This is a genomic window from bacterium (assembly GCA_020444065.1).
Taxonomy (GTDB): domain Bacteria; phylum Sumerlaeota; class Sumerlaeia; order SLMS01; family JAHLLQ01; genus JAHLLQ01.
The window spans coordinates 134,063-151,088 of the sequence record JAHLLQ010000009.1 but is presented as its reverse complement, the minus strand read 5'-3'; the positions used below and the strand labels follow the sequence as shown (position 1 = coordinate 151,088).

General features: G+C 60.9%; 15 protein-coding genes. 4 read left to right on the top strand and 11 right to left on the bottom strand.

Annotated elements, in window-relative coordinates; translation table 11 throughout:
* Window position 1: 1 nt before the first annotated feature.
* Together KQI84_18035 and KQI84_18030 are read right to left on the bottom strand one after the other, a co-directional pair.
* Window positions 2–958 carry an ABC transporter permease gene (locus KQI84_18035; GenBank protein ID MCB2156781.1) on the bottom strand — a complete coding sequence of 319 codons (957 nt, stop codon included), beginning with the start codon at window positions 956–958 and terminating at the stop codon, window positions 2–4.
* A 517-nt stretch (window positions 959–1,475) separates the two neighbouring features.
* Entirely contained in the window at window positions 1,476–2,231 is a 756-nt protein-coding gene (locus KQI84_18030; GenBank protein ID MCB2156780.1) for a hypothetical protein, read from the bottom strand.
* A gap of 204 nt (window positions 2,232–2,435) precedes the next feature.
* Between KQI84_18030 and KQI84_18025 the strand changes: the two genes are divergently transcribed.
* The gene (locus tag KQI84_18025; GenBank protein MCB2156779.1) at window positions 2,436–4,682 is read left to right on the top strand and encodes an ATP-dependent RecD-like DNA helicase; all 2,247 of its coding nucleotides are present in this window, start codon (window positions 2,436–2,438) and stop codon (window positions 4,680–4,682) included.
* Window positions 4,683–4,784: 102 nt separating this feature from the next.
* Here the strand turns inward: KQI84_18025 and KQI84_18020 are convergent, their stop codons facing one another.
* Genes KQI84_18020 through KQI84_18010 form a run of 3 tightly spaced genes read right to left on the bottom strand, consistent with a single transcriptional unit; the run spans window position 4,785 to window position 7,786 of the window.
* Window positions 4,785–5,372 carry a TlpA family protein disulfide reductase gene (locus KQI84_18020; protein MCB2156778.1) on the bottom strand — a complete coding sequence of 196 codons (588 nt, stop codon included), beginning with the start codon at window positions 5,370–5,372 and terminating at the stop codon, window positions 4,785–4,787.
* Window positions 5,373–5,426: 54 nt separating this feature from the next.
* A complete protein-coding gene (hisS, locus tag KQI84_18015; GenBank protein ID MCB2156777.1) occupies window positions 5,427–6,740 on the bottom strand; it encodes a histidine--tRNA ligase in 1,314 nt (437 codons plus the stop codon).
* Window positions 6,741–6,766: 26 nt separating this feature from the next.
* Window positions 6,767–7,786 carry a zinc-binding dehydrogenase gene (locus KQI84_18010; GenBank protein MCB2156776.1) on the bottom strand — a complete coding sequence of 340 codons (1,020 nt, stop codon included), beginning with the start codon at window positions 7,784–7,786 and terminating at the stop codon, window positions 6,767–6,769.
* A gap of 229 nt (window positions 7,787–8,015) precedes the next feature.
* On the opposite strand from KQI84_18010, the gene KQI84_18005 reads away from it, so the two are divergent.
* Complete coding sequence (locus KQI84_18005; GenBank protein ID MCB2156775.1) at window positions 8,016–9,437, top strand: hypothetical protein; 1,422 nt, start codon at window positions 8,016–8,018, stop codon at window positions 9,435–9,437.
* Window positions 9,438–9,474: 37 nt separating this feature from the next.
* A complete protein-coding gene (locus tag KQI84_18000; GenBank protein ID MCB2156774.1) occupies window positions 9,475–10,254 on the top strand; it encodes a hypothetical protein in 780 nt (259 codons plus the stop codon).
* Window positions 10,255–10,389: 135 nt separating this feature from the next.
* Here KQI84_18000 and KQI84_17995 read toward each other — a convergent pair whose 3' ends face one another.
* The 5 genes from KQI84_17995 to KQI84_17975 form a co-directional block, all read right to left on the bottom strand.
* Window positions 10,390–10,956, bottom strand: coding sequence for a redoxin domain-containing protein (locus tag KQI84_17995; GenBank protein MCB2156773.1), 567 nt, complete (start codon window positions 10,954–10,956; stop codon window positions 10,390–10,392).
* A 73-nt stretch (window positions 10,957–11,029) separates the two neighbouring features.
* Window positions 11,030–11,986, bottom strand: a complete 957-nt coding sequence (locus KQI84_17990; GenBank protein ID MCB2156772.1) for a hypothetical protein — start codon at window positions 11,984–11,986, stop codon at window positions 11,030–11,032.
* A complete protein-coding gene (locus KQI84_17985) occupies window positions 11,986–12,759 on the bottom strand; it encodes an ABC transporter permease (protein MCB2156771.1) in 774 nt (257 codons plus the stop codon). The genes KQI84_17990 and KQI84_17985 overlap by 1 nt, the downstream gene beginning before the upstream one ends.
* Window positions 12,756–13,541 carry an ABC transporter permease subunit gene (locus KQI84_17980; protein ID MCB2156770.1) on the bottom strand — a complete coding sequence of 262 codons (786 nt, stop codon included), beginning with the start codon at window positions 13,539–13,541 and terminating at the stop codon, window positions 12,756–12,758. The genes KQI84_17985 and KQI84_17980 overlap by 4 nt, the downstream gene beginning before the upstream one ends.
* Complete coding sequence (locus KQI84_17975) at window positions 13,531–14,073, bottom strand: hypothetical protein (protein MCB2156769.1); 543 nt, start codon at window positions 14,071–14,073, stop codon at window positions 13,531–13,533. Before KQI84_17975 ends, KQI84_17980 begins: the two co-directional genes overlap by 11 nt.
* A 214-nt stretch (window positions 14,074–14,287) precedes the next feature.
* On the opposite strand from KQI84_17975, the gene KQI84_17970 reads away from it, so the two are divergent.
* Window positions 14,288–15,847 carry an AAA family ATPase gene (locus tag KQI84_17970; protein MCB2156768.1) on the top strand — a complete coding sequence of 520 codons (1,560 nt, stop codon included), beginning with the start codon at window positions 14,288–14,290 and terminating at the stop codon, window positions 15,845–15,847.
* A 57-nt stretch (window positions 15,848–15,904) separates the two neighbouring features.
* On the opposite strand, the gene KQI84_17965 is transcribed toward KQI84_17970, so the two are convergent.
* On the bottom strand, window positions 15,905–16,720 hold the full coding sequence (locus KQI84_17965) for a ferredoxin--NADP reductase (protein MCB2156767.1): 816 nt from the start codon (window positions 16,718–16,720) through the stop codon (window positions 15,905–15,907).
* Window positions 16,721–17,026: the final 306 nt, after the last annotated feature.

The window sequence follows — 17,026 nt, the reverse complement described above, 5'->3', positions numbered from 1 at the left end:
CCTACTTCGATGCCGATGGGTCCAGCGCGTCCCTCAGGCCGTCGCCGAACAGGTTGAAGCACAGCATCGTCAGGCTGATGGCGATGGCGGGGAAGATCAGTAGGTGCGGCGAGACGTCGAGGCTTTGCAGAGCGTCGGAGGCCAGCGTGCCCCAGGAGGCCTGCGGAGCCGAAACGCCCAGGCCGATGAAGGCGAGGAAGCTTTCTATAAAGATGGCTTCGGGAATCGCGAGCGTTGCCGCAACGAGCAGCGGCGCCATCGAGTTCGGCAGCACATGTCGCAGCAGAATCCGCGGCTGACCCGCGCCCAGCGATCGGATCGCCGAGACGTAGTCGCGCCCCTTCTGGTTGAGCACTTCGCTGCGCGACAGGCGCGCCATCGTCAGCCAGTTCGCCACGCCGAGCGCCAGGTAGATGCTGACGAGGTCCGGCGTAAGCAATAGCGGCACATCGGCATCCGGCGGGATCGCTTTCTCAATCAGCGGCTTCACAAAGACCTGCAGGATAATCACGATCAGCAGAATCGGGATGCTGTACAGCGCATCGACCATCCGCATCAGCACGGTATCGATCCATCCGCCGAACCACGCCGCCAGCGTTCCGATCCCGACTCCGATCACCAGGTTGATCAGCATCGAGACGATTCCGACGGCGAGGCTGATCCGCGCACCGACTAGCACGCGAGCCATCACGTCGCGCCCCAGGATGTCCGTGCCCATCGGGTGGGTCCAGGAGGGCCCCTGGGGCGAGCCCATCAATTCTTCGTCGATCGTGTTGGCGTCAAAGTGCCAGACCATCGGCCCGAGGACAGCGATCAGGATAATGGCGAGGATGCCGACGAGCGCAACCACGGCCACGGCGCTGCGCGTGAAGCGCGCGAGCGCTGGATAGCGCGTCCGCCACGATGTGCGCCGAAGCGCGACGGGCTGAGTCTCAGTGATGGCTGTGGCGTCTTCCATGTCCTCGAAGGGAGCGCACAACGCGCGACGCCGTCAAGCCCGGCGAGGCGTGGGGGGAATGCGCAAGGAGTTGGAGCTTTATGCCTTTGCCCCCTTCGGGGACCGGATCGCAGTCCCGATAACCCTGGGCTCCCAATGGTCGCCCAGGGCCATTCAGGTGAGCCTCCTTCGGAGGCCCGGTCCATGGCGTTCAACGATCTCTCGGCTAATCGACCCGAAGCCCTGAGCAGGTGCTTCGAAGGCAATTGCGATCGATCTCCAGTTTCTGGCGATGAAGTGCCGATGTTCGGTGCTCAATGGGTCGCCCGAAGGGCGGCCAAGTTGAATGGCCACGGGTGACCGACCGTCTCGTCCGACGAAGCGCGAAGCGCGCGGGAGGAAGGGAGGGAACCCGTGGTTGAGGAAGCAAGCGAAGACGTCCCCGGAGGGGGCGAACAGGGTCCCCTAACAAGTACACGCCCCGGCCAATCAAGGCCGGGGCGTGTTCAAGAAAGTAGAGTTTCCCAACGGACGCGGATTACATCCCGCCTTCCTTCTTAGCCTCGGCAGCTTCATGGATCTTCGCCACGTACTTCGCCGGATCGGCCTTAACGGCCTTCTTGCAAGCCGGGCAGCACAGCTCCACCAACTGCGTGCCACTCACGACCATGATGGGTTCGGCCGGCAGCGGCTCGCCGGTGACCACGCACGTCTTCAGGGGATAGCTGTCCTTCTGCTGCGCAATCACGGCATTGTCGATCTTTTCGAAGTAGGCCTCGGGATCGGCTTCAAACGTCTTGATGCACCCGCCGCAGCAGAACTCCACCAGCCGGTTGTCGTAGACACGCATCAAGGGCTCGCCCATGCTGCCAAGTTCCTCGCCGCTGACGACGCACGTCTTCAGGGGATAATTGTCCTTCTGCTGCGCGATGATCGCAGCGTCCAGCTTCTCGATGTATTTGGCGGGGTCGGCCTTGAAGGACTTCACGCAACCGTTACAGCACAACTGGATGTCGCGCCCCTCGTAGTTCATCTCCACGGGTTCGCCCATGCTGCCGAGCTTCTCACCGCTGACGATGCAGTAGTCGAGGGGATAGACGGCGGCCTTGTGCTTGGCCATTTCGGCGTGGGCGTCCGCCTTCATGTCGTCCTTCTTGTGCTCCATATGCTCCATGTGGCCCATGCCACCCTCCATGTGCTCGCCGCCTTCGGCAACGGCCGGGCCGGCAGTGGCGATCGCGAAACAGAGTGCTGCAAACAGGGCAAGGGTCTGCCCGAAACGCGTTGTCTTCATCTTAAGTGCTCCTTTGCGGTGTGGCGCGAGAGTGCGCCTGGAGAAAGCCTCTGCGACCTTCATACCAATACAGCATACATTTGAAATCGTTGGCCTTAGCCTTTTTCCCAACCGCACGAAATCCGCCGTTCCCTGTAAATCCAGCATACGACTGCGACAATACCACCCATTGACGCACTCTCGACCCCGCGGAAAACTGCCGCCATGTCAGATTGGCGCCGCCGACAAAAGCCCCCCGATGTCTTCCAGCAGCTCCGTTCCGAGACGGAGTTCAAAGGCACAGTCGCGCGCATCGTCTATGCCTCTGACGACGGGCTGTTCCAGGTGGCCCGCTTCCGACCGGAAAACGAGGAGGACCTGATCTCCATCACCGGCGCGTTGAAGGGCATCGCGGCGGGCGAACCGCTGCACATTCACGGCGAATGGAAGATGCACCGCCAGCACGGACCGACGTTCGAGGTTGCCTCCTACGTTCCGATCATGCCGACCAACACGGAAATGATGCACGCCTACCTGGGCAGCGGTCTCGTCAAAGGAATCGGAAAGGCCTACGCGAAGCGCATCGTCGATCACTTCGGTGAAGAGACGCTCGACATTCTCGAGCACGCGCCAGAGCGCTTGCGCGAAGTCCAGGGTCTCGGTCGCAAGCGCGCCGAAGCCGTCGGTGCTGCCTGGGAGTCTCACCGCCAAACGCACGAAGTGATGATGTTCCTGCAAAGCCACAACATCTCGCCCGCGCTGGCGCGGCGACTGTTCAAGCACTACGGCAACGAAGCGGCCAGCGTCCTGCGCACGAATCCCTATCGCGCTGGAATCGAAGTCAGCGGAATCGGATTCGTCACTGCGGATCAGATGGCATCGAACATCGGCATTGCACGCGATTCACCGGACCGCGTGCGCGCCGGGCTGGTGCATCTGCTGTCGCGCGCATCGGATGAAGGTCACACGTATGTGACGGTTGAGAAGTTGATCAGTGACGCGACCGAATTGCTCGCTGTGGATGCCACGTTGGTCGAGCAGGTCTTCGCGGACGAAGCGCAACGCGCACAGTTGATCCGACGGCTTGCTCTACCGGAGGGACAGGATGCGGTCTTCCTGCAGAGCCTCTACTTATCTGAATCCGGTGCGGCTCGCCTGCTGAATGGACTGATCAGTACCGCGCGTCCCGTTGTCGACCCGAGCCACATTGGCCGCCGCATCGATGAGTTTGAGGAACGCTTTCGATTCGGACTCGCACCGATGCAGCGCCAGGCGATTCACTCCGTTCTCGAAGGCGGCGTCAGCGTCATCACCGGCGGCCCCGGCACGGGCAAGACAACGCTCGTGCGTGCGCTGCTGCACGTCGTGCGCGACGAAAATGTGCGCGTGGCGCTCTGCTCCCCCACCGGCCGCGCGGCCCAACGGCTCTCCGAAACAACGCGCCACGACGCATGCACGATTCATCGCCTGCTGAAGTTCCAACCACAGACGCACCGCTTTCAGTACGGCCCGGACACACCGCTTGAGGTCGATCTGCTGATCGTCGATGAGAGCTCAATGCTCGACATCCCACTCGGGTATCACTTGCTCGGAGCGCTGAAACCCGGCGCGACCGTCGTGTTTGTCGGCGACAAGGATCAGTTGCCAAGCGTTGGCGCGGGCAACTTCCTTGGCGACCTGATCGAGAGCGGACGCATTCGCACCACGCGACTCGACACGATATTCCGCCAGGCAAAACGCAGCGCCATCATCGTCAACTCGCACCGCATCAACGAAGGGCAGTATCCCTTAATCCCACGCACGGACGATCAGCGCGAGAAGTCTGATTTCTTCTTTGTCCAGCGCGACGATCCGATGGAATTGCGCGATGTGCTGATCGAGGTCGTCACGCGCCGCATTCCGCAGAAGTTCAACTTCAATCCTGTCGAGGATGTTCAGGTCCTGACGCCGATGCGGCGCGGTGGGCTGGGCACGAACGAGTTGAACCAGGTTCTGCAGCAAACTCTCAATCCCGATTCTGCCCCACTCAATATTGGCGGCATGAATCTTCGCGTCGGCGACAAAGTGCTTCAAACGCGCAACAATTACGACCTCGAAGTGTTCAACGGCGATGTCGGGCGCATCACGTCGATTTCTCGCGAGTCCATGACGTTGCGCATTCTGTTCGGCAAACGCCCGGTGGAATATCGCTGGGAGGAAGCCGATCAGCTTTCGCTCGCTTACGCGATGACGGTTCACAAATCGCAAGGCAGCGAGTATCCCGCCGTCGTGATGATTGTGCACACGCAACACTTCATCATGCTGCGCCGCAACCTGCTCTACACGGGAATCACGCGAGGCAAGAAACTCGTCATCCTGCTCGGCAGCCACCGGGCACTCCGCATGGCTGTGCAGAACGCCCAAAGCGATGAACGCCTCTCAGCCTTGCGCCAATGGCTGGCGCGGCCACCTGAACGGGATGGGCTGTTTTAGGAAGAACAATAGGAGAGCACCACGAAGGCACGAAGAGCACGAAGCAAGATCTCAACTTCGTGTCCTTCGTGCCTCTGTGGTGAATTCTGTCTTGGTTCGGTGCTACGGCATCAGGTCCCGCAGCAATTGCACGACCTCCGGGTCGTCCCATTTGGCGGCGCCGACGTGGGTCATGATCAATTCCCCGTCTGGGCTGATCACGAACGTGGCGGGGATGCCTTGGGTGATGAATTCTTCGGGTGGGGCCTGATCGATAGTGTAGACAGGGAATGTGTACCCTTTTTCCGTGATGAAGTCCGTGACGGTCCGATAGTCCTCATTGGAGACCATGAAGAAGCGAATCTTCTCGTCCTTCAGCTCGTCATAAAGGCGCTGAATGCTCGGCATTTCTGCGCGGCATGGCGGACACCATGTTGCCCAGAAGTTGATGAAGATCACTTTCCCGCGAGCAGCCTCGAACGGGTATGTGTCGCCCGTGATGGACTGAACGGTCCAGTCCAGATTGACCTGCGGACCAATCTCCGCCTTGTCGACCTTCGGCTTGGGAAGGTAGCCTTCGATCACGCCGGACGCCGTCAACACACGCATGACGATCACGCCGACAAGGGCCAGCGTCGCCAATCCGATCAGCACCGTGCCCCCGAAGGACATCCCGCCGATCGCCAGCCACTTCTTCGTCTTTTCGTCCATCAGGCAACGCCTCCTGCCCGAGTCCGAATCAAGAATCCTGCCAGACTTGGCGGACTAGAGCATGGGCGAATTGGCATTCGGCGCCGATTGAATGGCGGCGGCCAACTTCTCCAAAGCCACCGGCCGTTGATCGCGCGTCACGAGGTCCTTCAGCCCGACTTCACCGCGCTCCCACTCTTCGCCGCCGATGATCGCGACAAAGCGCGCACCGGACTTCGCGGCCGCGGTCAGTTGCTTGCCGAGCGCGCGCGAACGATACGGGAATTCCACTTCGATGCCTTCGCGACGCAGGTTTTCCGCCACGGCCAACGCATCGAACTTCACGTCTTCGCCCAGGTAGGCGATGTACGTCACGGGGCGCGGCTCGTCTTCCAGAACGATCCCCTGGCTATCCAGCGCAAGCATGACGCGTTCGATGCCGGAGCCAAATCCGACCGCCGGCGTCGGTGGCCCGCCGATCTGCTCGACCAGCCCATCATAGCGCCCGCCGCCACCGATGACCTTGATGGCGCCATCGAGCGAATCGCACGTCACTTCAAACGCCGTCTTCGTATAGTAGTCCAGCCCGCGCACAAGCTTCGGATTGATTTCGTAGGGCACGCCCATCTTGTCGAGCGCCGTGCGGACACCCGCGAAGTGCTCGGCGCAATCGTCGTCCAGGTGATCCAACATCATCGGCGCACCGGCCACGATTTCCTGATCGCCCTCGTCCTTCGAATCCAAAATACGCATCGGATTCACGTCCAATCGGCGGCGCGAATCTTCGCTCAGCTTGTCGGAGTACTTCTGCAAATAAGCGATCAGCTTATCGCGATACGCCGGACGGCATGCGGGCGAACCGACGCTATTGATGTGAACGGTCAACCGGTCGAGACCAAGCCGTTTGAAGAAACCGTGTAGCACGGCGATGACTTCGGCATCCGCCGTCGGATCGGTTTCGCGAAAAACTTCCAGGCCAACCTGCGTGTGCTGGCGATAGCGCCCTCGCTGCGGGCGTTCGCTGCGGAACATCGGCGCGATGTAGTAGTACTTCAGCCCGCTGCCGCTGGCGGCAAGGCCGTGCTGCACGACGGCGCGACAAACCGATGCCGAACCTTCCGGGCGAAGCGACAACGACCGACCGCCCTGGTCCTCAAAGGTGTACATTTCCTTCGACACGATATCGCTGGTCGCTCCGGACGTGCGCTTGAACAACTCGGTGTACTCGACGACGGGCGTTTCGATATAGCGGTAGCCGTGCAGTTCCGCCCACTCGCTGTAGCGGCGGCGCAGCACTGTCCAGCGCTTCGATTCGTACACAACACTGCTTGCACCCGCGGGCAACACATCGTCCATTCCGCGAATTGCCTGGATAATCTTCTCTGCCATGAAACCTTCTCGATTGGAATTGATTGTCAGATCGCCAGCACCGCGCCGATGACGGCGTTGCGCGAGCGTTGGATTTTCTCAAATGCCGCCGCAGCGCGTTCGAGCGGAAGGCGCTCCGAAATCAGCGGTGTGATCTGCACCTTTCGTTCCGCCACGAGGTTCAGGAACACGACGACGTTGTCGCGAACCGTCCAACGAACCAGCCCGCGCGGGTATCGAATGCCGTCGCGCTCGTAATGCGGATCGCGGTGGCCGGCTCCTGCGTGGGTCACCGGACGCACGCAGATTTCCTTTTCCACCAACAGGTCCGAATCGAACGGCATCGGTGAGCGTCCGGTCAGAATCAGCCGCCCGTTGAAGCGCAACAACTGGGCCGCTTCGTCAATGGCTTTGTCGGTCGCGTCGGCGGTGACGATTGCGCCGTCGGCGCCCTGCGAACCGGTCATGGCGCTGACTTCGCGCACCAGCTCATTCGAATCGTAGCCGGCCGTCTGGGCGATTCCGACATTGCGGGCCTTGGTCAAGCGGTGCTCCTGGTCATCGATCAGCAGAACCGCCGCCCCGGCCGCGCGAGCGATCTGCGCAACCAGGATTCCCATCATCCCGCCGCCGAAGACCAGCAGCGATCCGCCCAGCTCAACGCCCGACTGGCGGAACAGGTGCATAGCTCGCGCGCCTTGTGCCGCAAACGCCCCCTCCTCGTGATTCACCTTCTTCGGCAATTCGACGAGCATGTTTTCCGGCACACTCAGATGTGTTGCATGGTAAACATACGGGCGCCCGAACGCCGCCACGCGCAGGCCCTTCTTCAGGCTCCGCACGTCGCTGCCCAAATCTTCGATCAAGCCACTGCAGGAAGATCCGAGCGGCAGACCGTCCTCGTCGGGCTTCAGGCGTCCCTCGACCGACTTCAGTGCATCCATCTCCTCCGGCAGCGAAACCGCCGAATGGGACACGCGCACGCGCACGGTGTTTCGCCCGAGCGCAGGCTCTGGCAGGTCCACCACCTTGGGCGATCCGTCGCGATGAGCGATAACGACTTTCATGAGCGCTGCCCCCGAACGAGGAGTTTCTCCCACATCAGCAGAGTCCCGCCGCGAGCGCAAGTGCTGTGGCGCCAGTCGGCCACATTTGGGGAGGGCCAGACGCCTTTCTCAATTCCGCCATCTCGGTTGACCTCTGCCGCAAATCGGAGTCTGGTGAGTGTTGAACATCCACGGCGCAATCCGAGGGATGAGGAGCCCTTGGTGTCCAACGCCCCGGAGGGAGGGAATCATGACCTCCAGATATTCCTCTTGGCTGGCGATCGGCCTGCTGATTTTGGCAACGACGACGCGCGGCGAACTGCTCGACCTCTCGAATCGTCAGAACCTCGTCAACTACCCGCTTCAGTCCCCAGCTACTCCCCGATTCAAAGATGACAACAACCGCCAGTACCGCCCACAGATCGCGACCAATGGCACCGGTTTCCTGGTTGCCTGGTACGAGCAGTACTATGGCACGGATACAGGCTACTGGGCCGATGTCTACGTGGCGCGTATTGATGAGCAGGGAAACGTCCTCGATCCGGACGGGATTTTCATCGATGCAGCCTTGAACTATAATCCGGAGATGTATCCAACGGTTTGTGCGACCGGTGAAGACTACTGGGTCTTTTTCAGCCGCGACTGGCCATTCGAGCGCATGTATGGATCAAAGGTGACAGCGAACTCGGGCACCGTCACGACGCCGACGCTGGTGGGTCAGGCAGGCGATTACGCGACGTTAAGTAGCTTCGATTGCGCATACAATGGCCAGAACATCCTCTTGGCCTGGAGAAAGACCAGCGTCGGTGTATGCGGGTCTCTGATCTCGCCGGATGGAACTGTCTTGATGAACTCGGTTGTGCTCTCCGCTGCATCGCAGGCCGAGCGCGTCGATGTCTCGGCAAGTGGAAGTCGCTTTCTCCTTAGCTATTACGATGATGGGTGGCCGGTATACGGGCTGCGAGCCATGCGCGTCGGCAGCGATGGATCCGTACTGGATACCGTACCTGCGGAGGTTTCCAACGAAGGTTACTCCCGCCTCTTCGGAGTCGCGCCCGAGTCCGATCACTGGAAGCTCTTCTACCAGAAATCCGATGGAAGCGGCGGCCGCAGCATCGGAGCATTTCAGGTCAATGACGGGGGAACTTCTCAAACGCTCGCGATGGACCTTGCAATTGATCACCCCCAGTATGGCCCATGGGGTGTATCGGATCTGGCGCGAATCTCGGCCATCCCATCCAGCAGTGGATATCTCGTCGGTTGGTCGGTGGCTGACTCGGTAGATCCGGAACGATGGTTCGGGATGGTGTTCGATCTGATGCCTGATTTCCAGGAACGGCCGCGTCACGAGTTGCCGCCGCCGGACTACGGCTACTACCTCAGCCTTGCCCGCAACACGATTGGACGAACGGTCGCCATCTGGAACAATGGAACGGGACGCGACACCGATGATGGCGGCTACGATCTCGAATGGATCACGTACTCAATCAGCCCAACGCCAGGCGATGCAAACGGCGACAGAGTCGTCACACTGGTCGAACTCAACGCAGCAGTGGTCGCCTTCCGTGGCCTCGCCCCGGTGCCCTCAAGTGCTGACGCCGATGGCAACGGAATCTTGACAACCAGCGAACTCAACGCCGTCGTGATTGCGTACCGGCAGGGCATCCAGTAATCGTGGCCTTCATTAGAGTCTCTGGACCTTCATCACTATGCCCCTCACCCCTGCACCTCGAACACTCGATCCCCCGATGGGCGTGCTCGTCGATCCGCTTGTCGTTGAGAGCAGGGACGGCGAACCGCTCCGGGCATTTCGCATTGGGATACGTTGCAGCGTACCCACGCTCGAAGGGATCAGGGACACAGTTCAGTCAGCCCTGCGTCGTCTTGCCCTGCATAAGCACTTCTCGGGCGATCGCTTCCGCTACATGGTGGGGCTCTACGATTTTGCTCTTGCTGGCGCTGGTTCGCCGGCAGACGGCCCTGTCATGTTGTGCCGCCAGACGAGCCGCTTGGCCGAAGGCCAATCCGCCGAGGAAGCGATGCACGAGAATCTGCAGCTTGCCCCGCCTTTTCTAATCTCCAGTTGGACGATTCTGCAGGCGCACTACGCATGGTCGTCCTATCCGAGAGACGGCTCACCTCGGATTATCGACAGCCTCTGGCTCATTCCGAAGATTGATTCACCGAATAAGAAAGCAAGTGAGAAGATCGAGGCGTCTCTGAGAACAGGTCGTGCGCTCCGCCAGGTTGCGCTCCCTTTCTTCAATCGCCTCAATCACATCGAATCGCTCGGTTGGAGAGTTTGGGAGACCGCAGCCCCGGAATGGCCTGTTCCCGAAGACGTAGTACTGCTCAACGAAATGGAATTCCGAGATTTCGACCATGCCAAAGAAGAATGTCTGAGACCAGAAGATATTGAGGAGTGCCTGGACGACGTTTGCGACATCCTGGGTGAAGCAACGAGCGGCAAGTACGAGAGATTCGTGTAAAGCGCCTCGTCCGCTCAGCACTCCTGGAGTTTGAGGGAGGCGGAATGCTCCGGCCTGGCGAGTCGTCTTGTAAAATGAAGAAAGGGGCAGGCGAACCAGCCGCCTGCCCCTTCAGCGATCTAGTTGTACGACCTCTTACTTCAGACTTTCCAGAATGGTGTGTGTCGACGGCATGCCGCGTTCGGCGAAGACGATTTTGCCTTCTTTGTCGATCACGTAGACCGTGCGCGTGGTGATGCCGCCGATTCCGCGGCACCCGTAGTGACGAACCATCGAGCCGTCCTCGTCCGCCAGCAGCGGGAAGGGGAACTCGTAGCGTTCGGCGAAATTCATGTGCGAGCCCGCGCCGGCGGGATTCACACCAAAGACCACGGCGTCCAGATTCTGGTACTTCGAGTAATCGTCGCGCGCCGTGCAAAGCTGCTTCGTACAGCCGGGTGTCATGTCGCCCGGATAGAAAATCAGGACCACGTTGTTCTTGCCGGCGAAGTCGGATAGCTTCACGACGTTGCCGTTCTGGTCGGTTTCCTCGAAATCGGGGGCCTCGACGCCGACGGGCAAAATCTCCGACGGATCGCGCTCGACGCCCGAAGCGCTCTTTGATCCCCCTCCTGCCGGAACCGTGCTGATGCAGCCCACGAGCACGAACGCTAGGACTGCCAGGCTCACCAATAGTCCACCGCTTATCAAAACATACTTCATTTGGAGTTCTCCTTTGACCACAAATCAGTCGTTGCTTGCTTGCAGGGTTCAGTGAAGCAAACAAGCGGCCAGATCAGTTGGCTGGTGCCGCTTCTGCTTCGAGATCCCGCAGAATCTCGGACAACGGGCCGTCTGTTGGCGCCTGTTTCACGGCTTGTCGCGCGAACTGCAGTGCCTCGTCGTTGCGCCCCAGGCGGCGCAAGAAGATCGGCACGTAGCGTGCCGCCGAAAGGAAATCCTCTTCCAGGTCAGTGGTCCAGACAACGTGCTTGCCCATCGCGCCTTCCTCGCCGAGCGGCGGGCGCTCCGCCAGCCCGAGTCGATACGCCGTGCGCGCGGCCTTCAGGGCGGGCTCCACCCAATCGTTGCCCTGGTGACTGTCGCGAACCGTCCAGGTTTTGATGTAGTACGTGATGAGGGACGTGTAGAGGCGGAATTGCTCCGGGTTTCCTTCGTTGTAGCGAATTCCCTCCTGGATGAAGTCGTAAGCCTGATCCCACTTGCGCGTATTGATCAGCCACATCGCCCCGATGCGGTAGCCGCGTATGAAATGGGGATCGGCTGCGGTCATGACTCGGAACCAGGGTAGGACCTCTTCTCCGCCGATGTGTGCCATGTGTTCCTTTGACGGATCGACGTAGGGTTTGACGGCGCGTTCCAGATCGCCGATCGGTCCACGGAAGTCATCGCGCACCGTCGGGATGATCGTAGTGGATCCGCCAGATTCATCGGCGGTCCCGGTCGTCACGGCACCACTGCGCGCCATCTCTTCCGTAGAAAGATGCGGCGTGTAGCCAACACCGGAGTGAATGTAGCGCTCCGTTTTCACGTACATCAAGTCTGCGGCGCTGGTGCGCATCTCGCCCATGATAACGGCAAAGGGATTCGTATTTCGCTTCTCGATTTCGTAAGTGGTCAGCCCTTCGAACGCGCGCTTGCGATCGGCGTCCGCTTTGGCACGCACGGAAGGACCGGCCGCGGCTGCGATCAGCAGGCCGGCAAGAATCATCGCCACGGGAGTTGCCTTCATCACAACCTCCTCCGGCTGAAGAACCAGATGGCTCCACCGTTGTAGAGGATTGCCAGCCCGACGAAGTAAAGCAGCACGCCGCCCAATGTGGAACTTGTCACCGCGGGCGCCAGACCCTGCACGTAGTTCTGCGTGAAATCGAAAATCGAGAAGTCCGGCAAGATCGAGAGCACGTATTGCATGATCGTTTGCAGCGAGGGCAACGAATCGAACTCGCGCACAACCATGTTGATCACGGGACTGCCGACAAACCACAACGCCAGCCCAAGGCTGGCCGAAACGACGGCTGAAAGACGAATGGACAGCAACATTACAAAATCTGCCAGCAACCAGAGCGCGAGGCTCCGCAGAACGAGCACCAACAACAACTGGCTGAATTGCTGATCCGGTGCATTCGGCACAGGCAACCACGCCAGCAGCGAGAACCCCCATAGCGTCAGGACGCCGATTGTGAGCACGCCAAGCCGTTTGCCCTGCAAAAGCGAGAACCGCGAGATCGGCTTCGCGAGCATCGGATAGATAGTTCGATTCTCGAACTCGTCGGGCAACTCGCGAGCAGTGAACACGGCCGTCAGAATCGCGGCCAGCGATGCACTGAGCGAAAGGCCGAGACTCATCAGGAATCGCGCCGTATAGACATCCTCCACGCCAATGATGCGCATCGCAACGACGCCGGTCAGGTACAGCGCCAGCAGGATCAGCATGATGTAGAAATCCCGCCGGCGAAGGAATTCGATGAAGACACCCCAGGTAACGAGAAGCGTGGATCTCATAGCGCACGCCTCCTGAACAGCCAGCTTGCCAGCCCCAGGTAAAGGCCCGTGTAGATCGCGCCGTAGAGCGTCAGCCCCATCATCGTCTTTAGCGACAGCGCATCCCAGATACCGTGCACGATTCGACCCGACGCATCGAACAAGGTCAGTTGTGGAATCGCGTATAACACAACAACGATCACCTTGCGATAGATCGGCCCCATCTCCGGATACACATAGGTCAGCATCGCCAGCAGAATCTGCGATCCAAGGTACAGGATCGTGGCGATCGTCACGGCCGCATCTGTGTTCAAAAGCAGCGAAAGAAGAAACGACATCGCGGCCAGAATGGCGAGGCTCCACAATTGCAGGTAGATGCCTTGAATGAAGAGGGGCACATTGAACGGAGTCTTCAGCGTCAGGTTTCCAAGGATGAAGATGACCATAAAGATCGCGTAACAAAACGCTGCAGCCATCAGCACTCCGAAGAACTTGCCCATCACGAACGCGAAGCGCGAGACGGGTTTCGCGAGCAGCGGATACAGCGTTCGTTGTGTGAACTCGCGAGGCAATTGGCGTGCGGACAACACAATCACGGTCAGGCCCGTCGCGACGTTCATGATCTTCATCGCCACTTCGCGATAGAATTTCCCGAGCCCCTCCAGATCGAAGAAGCTGAAGAAACGAAGCGAGATGATCATCGCCAGCGCCACAAGCACGACGATGTAGATCTCGCGTCGGCGAACGGACTCGATCAGGATCGTTTTCCCGATCAGCCACAAGTTGCGCAGACTACTCAGCATGATCCGCCTCATCATCATGATGCGGCGCCGGCCAGTGGAACGTCGCGTGAATGGTCGTGTTCTCCGACATCAGATTCAGGTGCCCTACCAGCACGCCCTCGAACGATTCGATGCCTTCCAGTTCCGGCGCATTTCCCTTCAGCCTGGTCGCGGTGATGTCCAGAGAACTGGCATCCGGCGCCAGATCCACCGTGATCGGATCGCCCACGGCCGGACTCGCCGTGATTGTCAGTTCCTCGCCGCGGGCTACCTCAATCTGCAGCGGGTCCATTTGCTCGCTGAAGAGGTATGCCGCCGCGTCGCCGGTTTCGGGATCCACAAAGATCTCCGCCAGGGCGGTCGGCGTCAGATGGAACAACGGCCCGCCGTGCGGCCCCACGGTACCGTGAGCGTGATGATGCCCGTCGTGCGTCTCCGCATGTTCGGCATGCTGAGTCTCTCCGCCAGCGGGGGCCGGCGACTCGTCGCTCCCGCATCCGAGGAGCAGAATTGTCGCACTCAACAGTGCGATAAACAAGGAAGTGGTCTTCATGATTCACCTACCTCCAAAGTCACATGGCTCCATTACGAGAGCTAGCATAAACAGGGCCGTTCTTGCGAGCTGACACGACAGGAAACATGGCGATATTCACAGATTCTCAACTCAGCGCTCCGGCCCTCAGAAACTTTCCTGAAACGCCTCTTGCCCGCCGGGCGCCACGGCGCTAGCCGTGAGGACCAGCCACTGTTGATCCGGTCCCCTGCCCGTGGAATTTCGCCTCCCATATCCTGCCCTTGTGGTGCTCGTCGGCCCTGCCGGCGCGGGCAAGACAACCTTCTCACGCCGGTTCTTTGAACGCACCCAAATCGTCTCCTCGGACGAGTGTCGTCGCCTGGTCTCCGACACGGAAGATTTCCACCCGGATCGCACCGCCGCGGCCTTTCGCACCTTCTACTTCCTGATCGAAGAGCGCCTTCGCCTCGGCCGCCTGACCGTCGCGGACAGCACCGGGCTGATCCGCCGCGCCCGGGCACCATTGCTGGAACTCGCCAAGCGCTATGACCTGCCCGCGTATGCCGTCGTCTTCGATATTCCGTTGGAACAATGCCTTGCGCGCGACCGCTCGCGGGGGCGTCAGGTCGGCCGCCGCGTGCTCGCCCGCCAGTTCGAGGAACTTCGCGTGGCCCGCATGGCGCTGCCACTGGAGGGCTTCGCCGGCACATTCCAGGTCGATCCGCTCGCCGAACGCGGGCTGGAGCTTGTCATCGATGCCCAGGGCCTCGTTCGTCCGCCTGACCGCCTGACCGTTCGCCCGCCGCGTCCGCTCGGGCACGGCACCGGTCACATCGTCGAAGAAGATTTCGTCCGCGAGGCCCGCGTTCAGCTCGAAGAAGCTGCCCCGCAGGAAGAGGAACTTCAGGACGCCCGCAAGCGCCTCGGCACCGTGCCCGACGACCTGCCGTGGCAGCTTTCGATCCCGGCCCCCTTTGCCCCAGCACCCGTCGAGACGACCGATCCCGATGATTGCTACGACGAAGTCGTCGAGCGCCTGAAAGCCGCCGGGTTCCGCCGCGGCCTGTTCCGCGCCTGCTCCGCCGGAGAGCGCGCCCTTGCCATCTTCTCCCGCACCCAGGAAGCCGCCGCCGATCTGCTCGGAGCCGCTCCGGACTCCGGAACCGGGCGTCTCATCCTGCCGGAATGGAATCACGGTCCACGGCCCGGGCTATCCTCCCACCTGGCTGAGGTCGGCGCCGACTTGGCCGACTGCACCGCCTTCTGGCGATGCGCCTCCGATATCATTGCTCTCGACTGTCATCTGATGAAGGACGAGGAAGGGCACTGGCGACTGGCGCCGCTCGGGTTGAACCTGCCGAACGCTCGCGACGACGCTAAGGACCCGGAGTTTTTCTGGGATTGGCTGGAGGTCGATGCCTACTCGATTGCCATGGGCCAGACGGAACGCTTCGCGGCCGACGCGGCGATGCTCGAGGACGGCAGTCTGCGCGCCTGGTGGGACGAGCAAGTGGCTGAAGGCCGTGAAATTCTCCTGGTCGCCGCCAGCAATTGCCCGGGCAACGGCGACGAAGCCCCATGGCTCGGCTACACCCGGCCCGGCTGGCAGCTCTGGCCGATCGAGGAAGTCGGCTGCGCCGAACGCGCCCGCCTGCGAGCCCGCCGCCTCTTCGCCCTGCGCCGCCTGGCCCAGCGCGCCTTCGCCAATGCCGACATCGAGGCTGCCCGCCAAATCGTCGAATACGCCTGGGCGCTGGAGCCCAAGTGGCGCACCGCCGATCAGGAAGAGCTCTTCGAGTGGGATGAGGGCTAAGCGCTCGGGAATGCGCTTGGACAAGGATGTCCAAGCCACCTCAAACAGGCGTCTCCCCTACCAGTACCGCTCCAGGTGAATGTTGCCGGGTCCCTTGCGGGTGTGCTCGTTGAACCCTTCGCCTTCTAGAACCTTCACCATCGTGTCGATCATTGCCGGGTTGCCGCACAGGAAGACGTGTGTGTTCTCCGGCTCGGGCTTGAATCCCCACTGCTTCTCGATCACCCCGTTCGTCCAGAGATCCTGGACATAGCCGGACCAGCCTTCCCACGGGATCGCCTCGTCCCTCGGGCGACTGATGATAGGGATGTAGGTGAAGTTCGGCGCCAGGGCCGCCATCGTGTCCAATTCCGCCGTGTAGGCCAGGTCCCACGAATGCCGCGCACCGTGGAGGGTCGCGACGCGCTCCCAGTGGTGCTGGGCCAGGTACGTCCGCAGCATGCTCATGTAGGGCGCCAGGCCCGTACCGGTGCTGACCAGAATGACGTTCTTGCCGTCCGGCAAGTCCTGTAGCGTGAACATTCCAGTAATTTTCGGTGCGAGGAAGACCTTGTCGCCTGGTTCCAGCGCAAACAGCCGCGGGGTCAGGGCGCCGGACTTCACGAGGACAACGAAGAATTCCACGTACTGACGTGATTTGGAGGAGGAGGCGATCGAGTACGCCCGGCGGATCAGGCGGTCCGGCTTGAGGTCCGGATCTGCAGTGTCCGATTCCTCGCACTTCGGAGCGGTCGGCGGCAGGCCAAGAACGGCGAATTGCCCCGGCTGAAACTCCGGCAGCTCCCACCCGTCGGGTGCCACGCGCATGATCATCAGCCCCGGAGCAAGCGTGTGCCGTTGGGTCACGACTGCGTTCAGCTCCATGTTTCCCACGTCAGTCCTCCTTGCACCCGGCATTTCCGGACGGTGCGTCATAGGGAGTATTGGGAGGTTCGGGCGGAGGCCGCTAGGAGAAAAGGGGGGCCATTCCCGAGAAATCGCGGGGGGATGGTGCGGATCGATTTCGATTACGAGCACCGCTTCGCTGAGCGCGAGCACTCAAGTCGCCCTTGGTCGTGTTGGCCCCCTCCGGGGACCGGGATGAGGTCGATCTTCTTCCCCGGGCTCCCGTCCACCTGCGCGCTTTGCGCTTCGGCGGACAAGCGGGTCGCCCGGGGCTATTCAACTGATCCTCCTTCG

Coding starts and splice junctions, on each gene's coding strand:
- KQI84_17990 (MCB2156772.1), bottom strand. CDS start 11,986: ATGAAGGCAACTCCCGTGGCGATGATTCTTGCCGGCCTGCTGATCGCA.
- KQI84_18005 (MCB2156775.1), top strand. CDS start 8,016: ATGACCTCCAGATATTCCTCTTGGCTGGCGATCGGCCTGCTGATTTTG.
- KQI84_18020 (MCB2156778.1), bottom strand. CDS start 5,372: ATGGACGAAAAGACGAAGAAGTGGCTGGCGATCGGCGGGATGTCCTTC.
- KQI84_18000 (MCB2156774.1), top strand. CDS start 9,475: ATGCCCCTCACCCCTGCACCTCGAACACTCGATCCCCCGATGGGCGTG.
- KQI84_17995 (MCB2156773.1), bottom strand. CDS start 10,956: ATGAAGTATGTTTTGATAAGCGGTGGACTATTGGTGAGCCTGGCAGTC.
- KQI84_18010 (MCB2156776.1), bottom strand. CDS start 7,786: ATGAAAGTCGTTATCGCTCATCGCGACGGATCGCCCAAGGTGGTGGAC.
- KQI84_18030 (MCB2156780.1), bottom strand. CDS start 2,231: ATGAAGACAACGCGTTTCGGGCAGACCCTTGCCCTGTTTGCAGCACTC.
- KQI84_18025 (MCB2156779.1), top strand. CDS start 2,436: ATGTCAGATTGGCGCCGCCGACAAAAGCCCCCCGATGTCTTCCAGCAG.
- hisS (MCB2156777.1), bottom strand. CDS start 6,740: ATGGCAGAGAAGATTATCCAGGCAATTCGCGGAATGGACGATGTGTTG.
- KQI84_17980 (MCB2156770.1), bottom strand. CDS start 13,541: ATGCTGAGTAGTCTGCGCAACTTGTGGCTGATCGGGAAAACGATCCTG.
- KQI84_18035 (MCB2156781.1), bottom strand. CDS start 958: ATGGAAGACGCCACAGCCATCACTGAGACTCAGCCCGTCGCGCTTCGG.
- KQI84_17985 (MCB2156771.1), bottom strand. CDS start 12,759: ATGAGATCCACGCTTCTCGTTACCTGGGGTGTCTTCATCGAATTCCTT.
- KQI84_17975 (MCB2156769.1), bottom strand. CDS start 14,073: ATGAAGACCACTTCCTTGTTTATCGCACTGTTGAGTGCGACAATTCTG.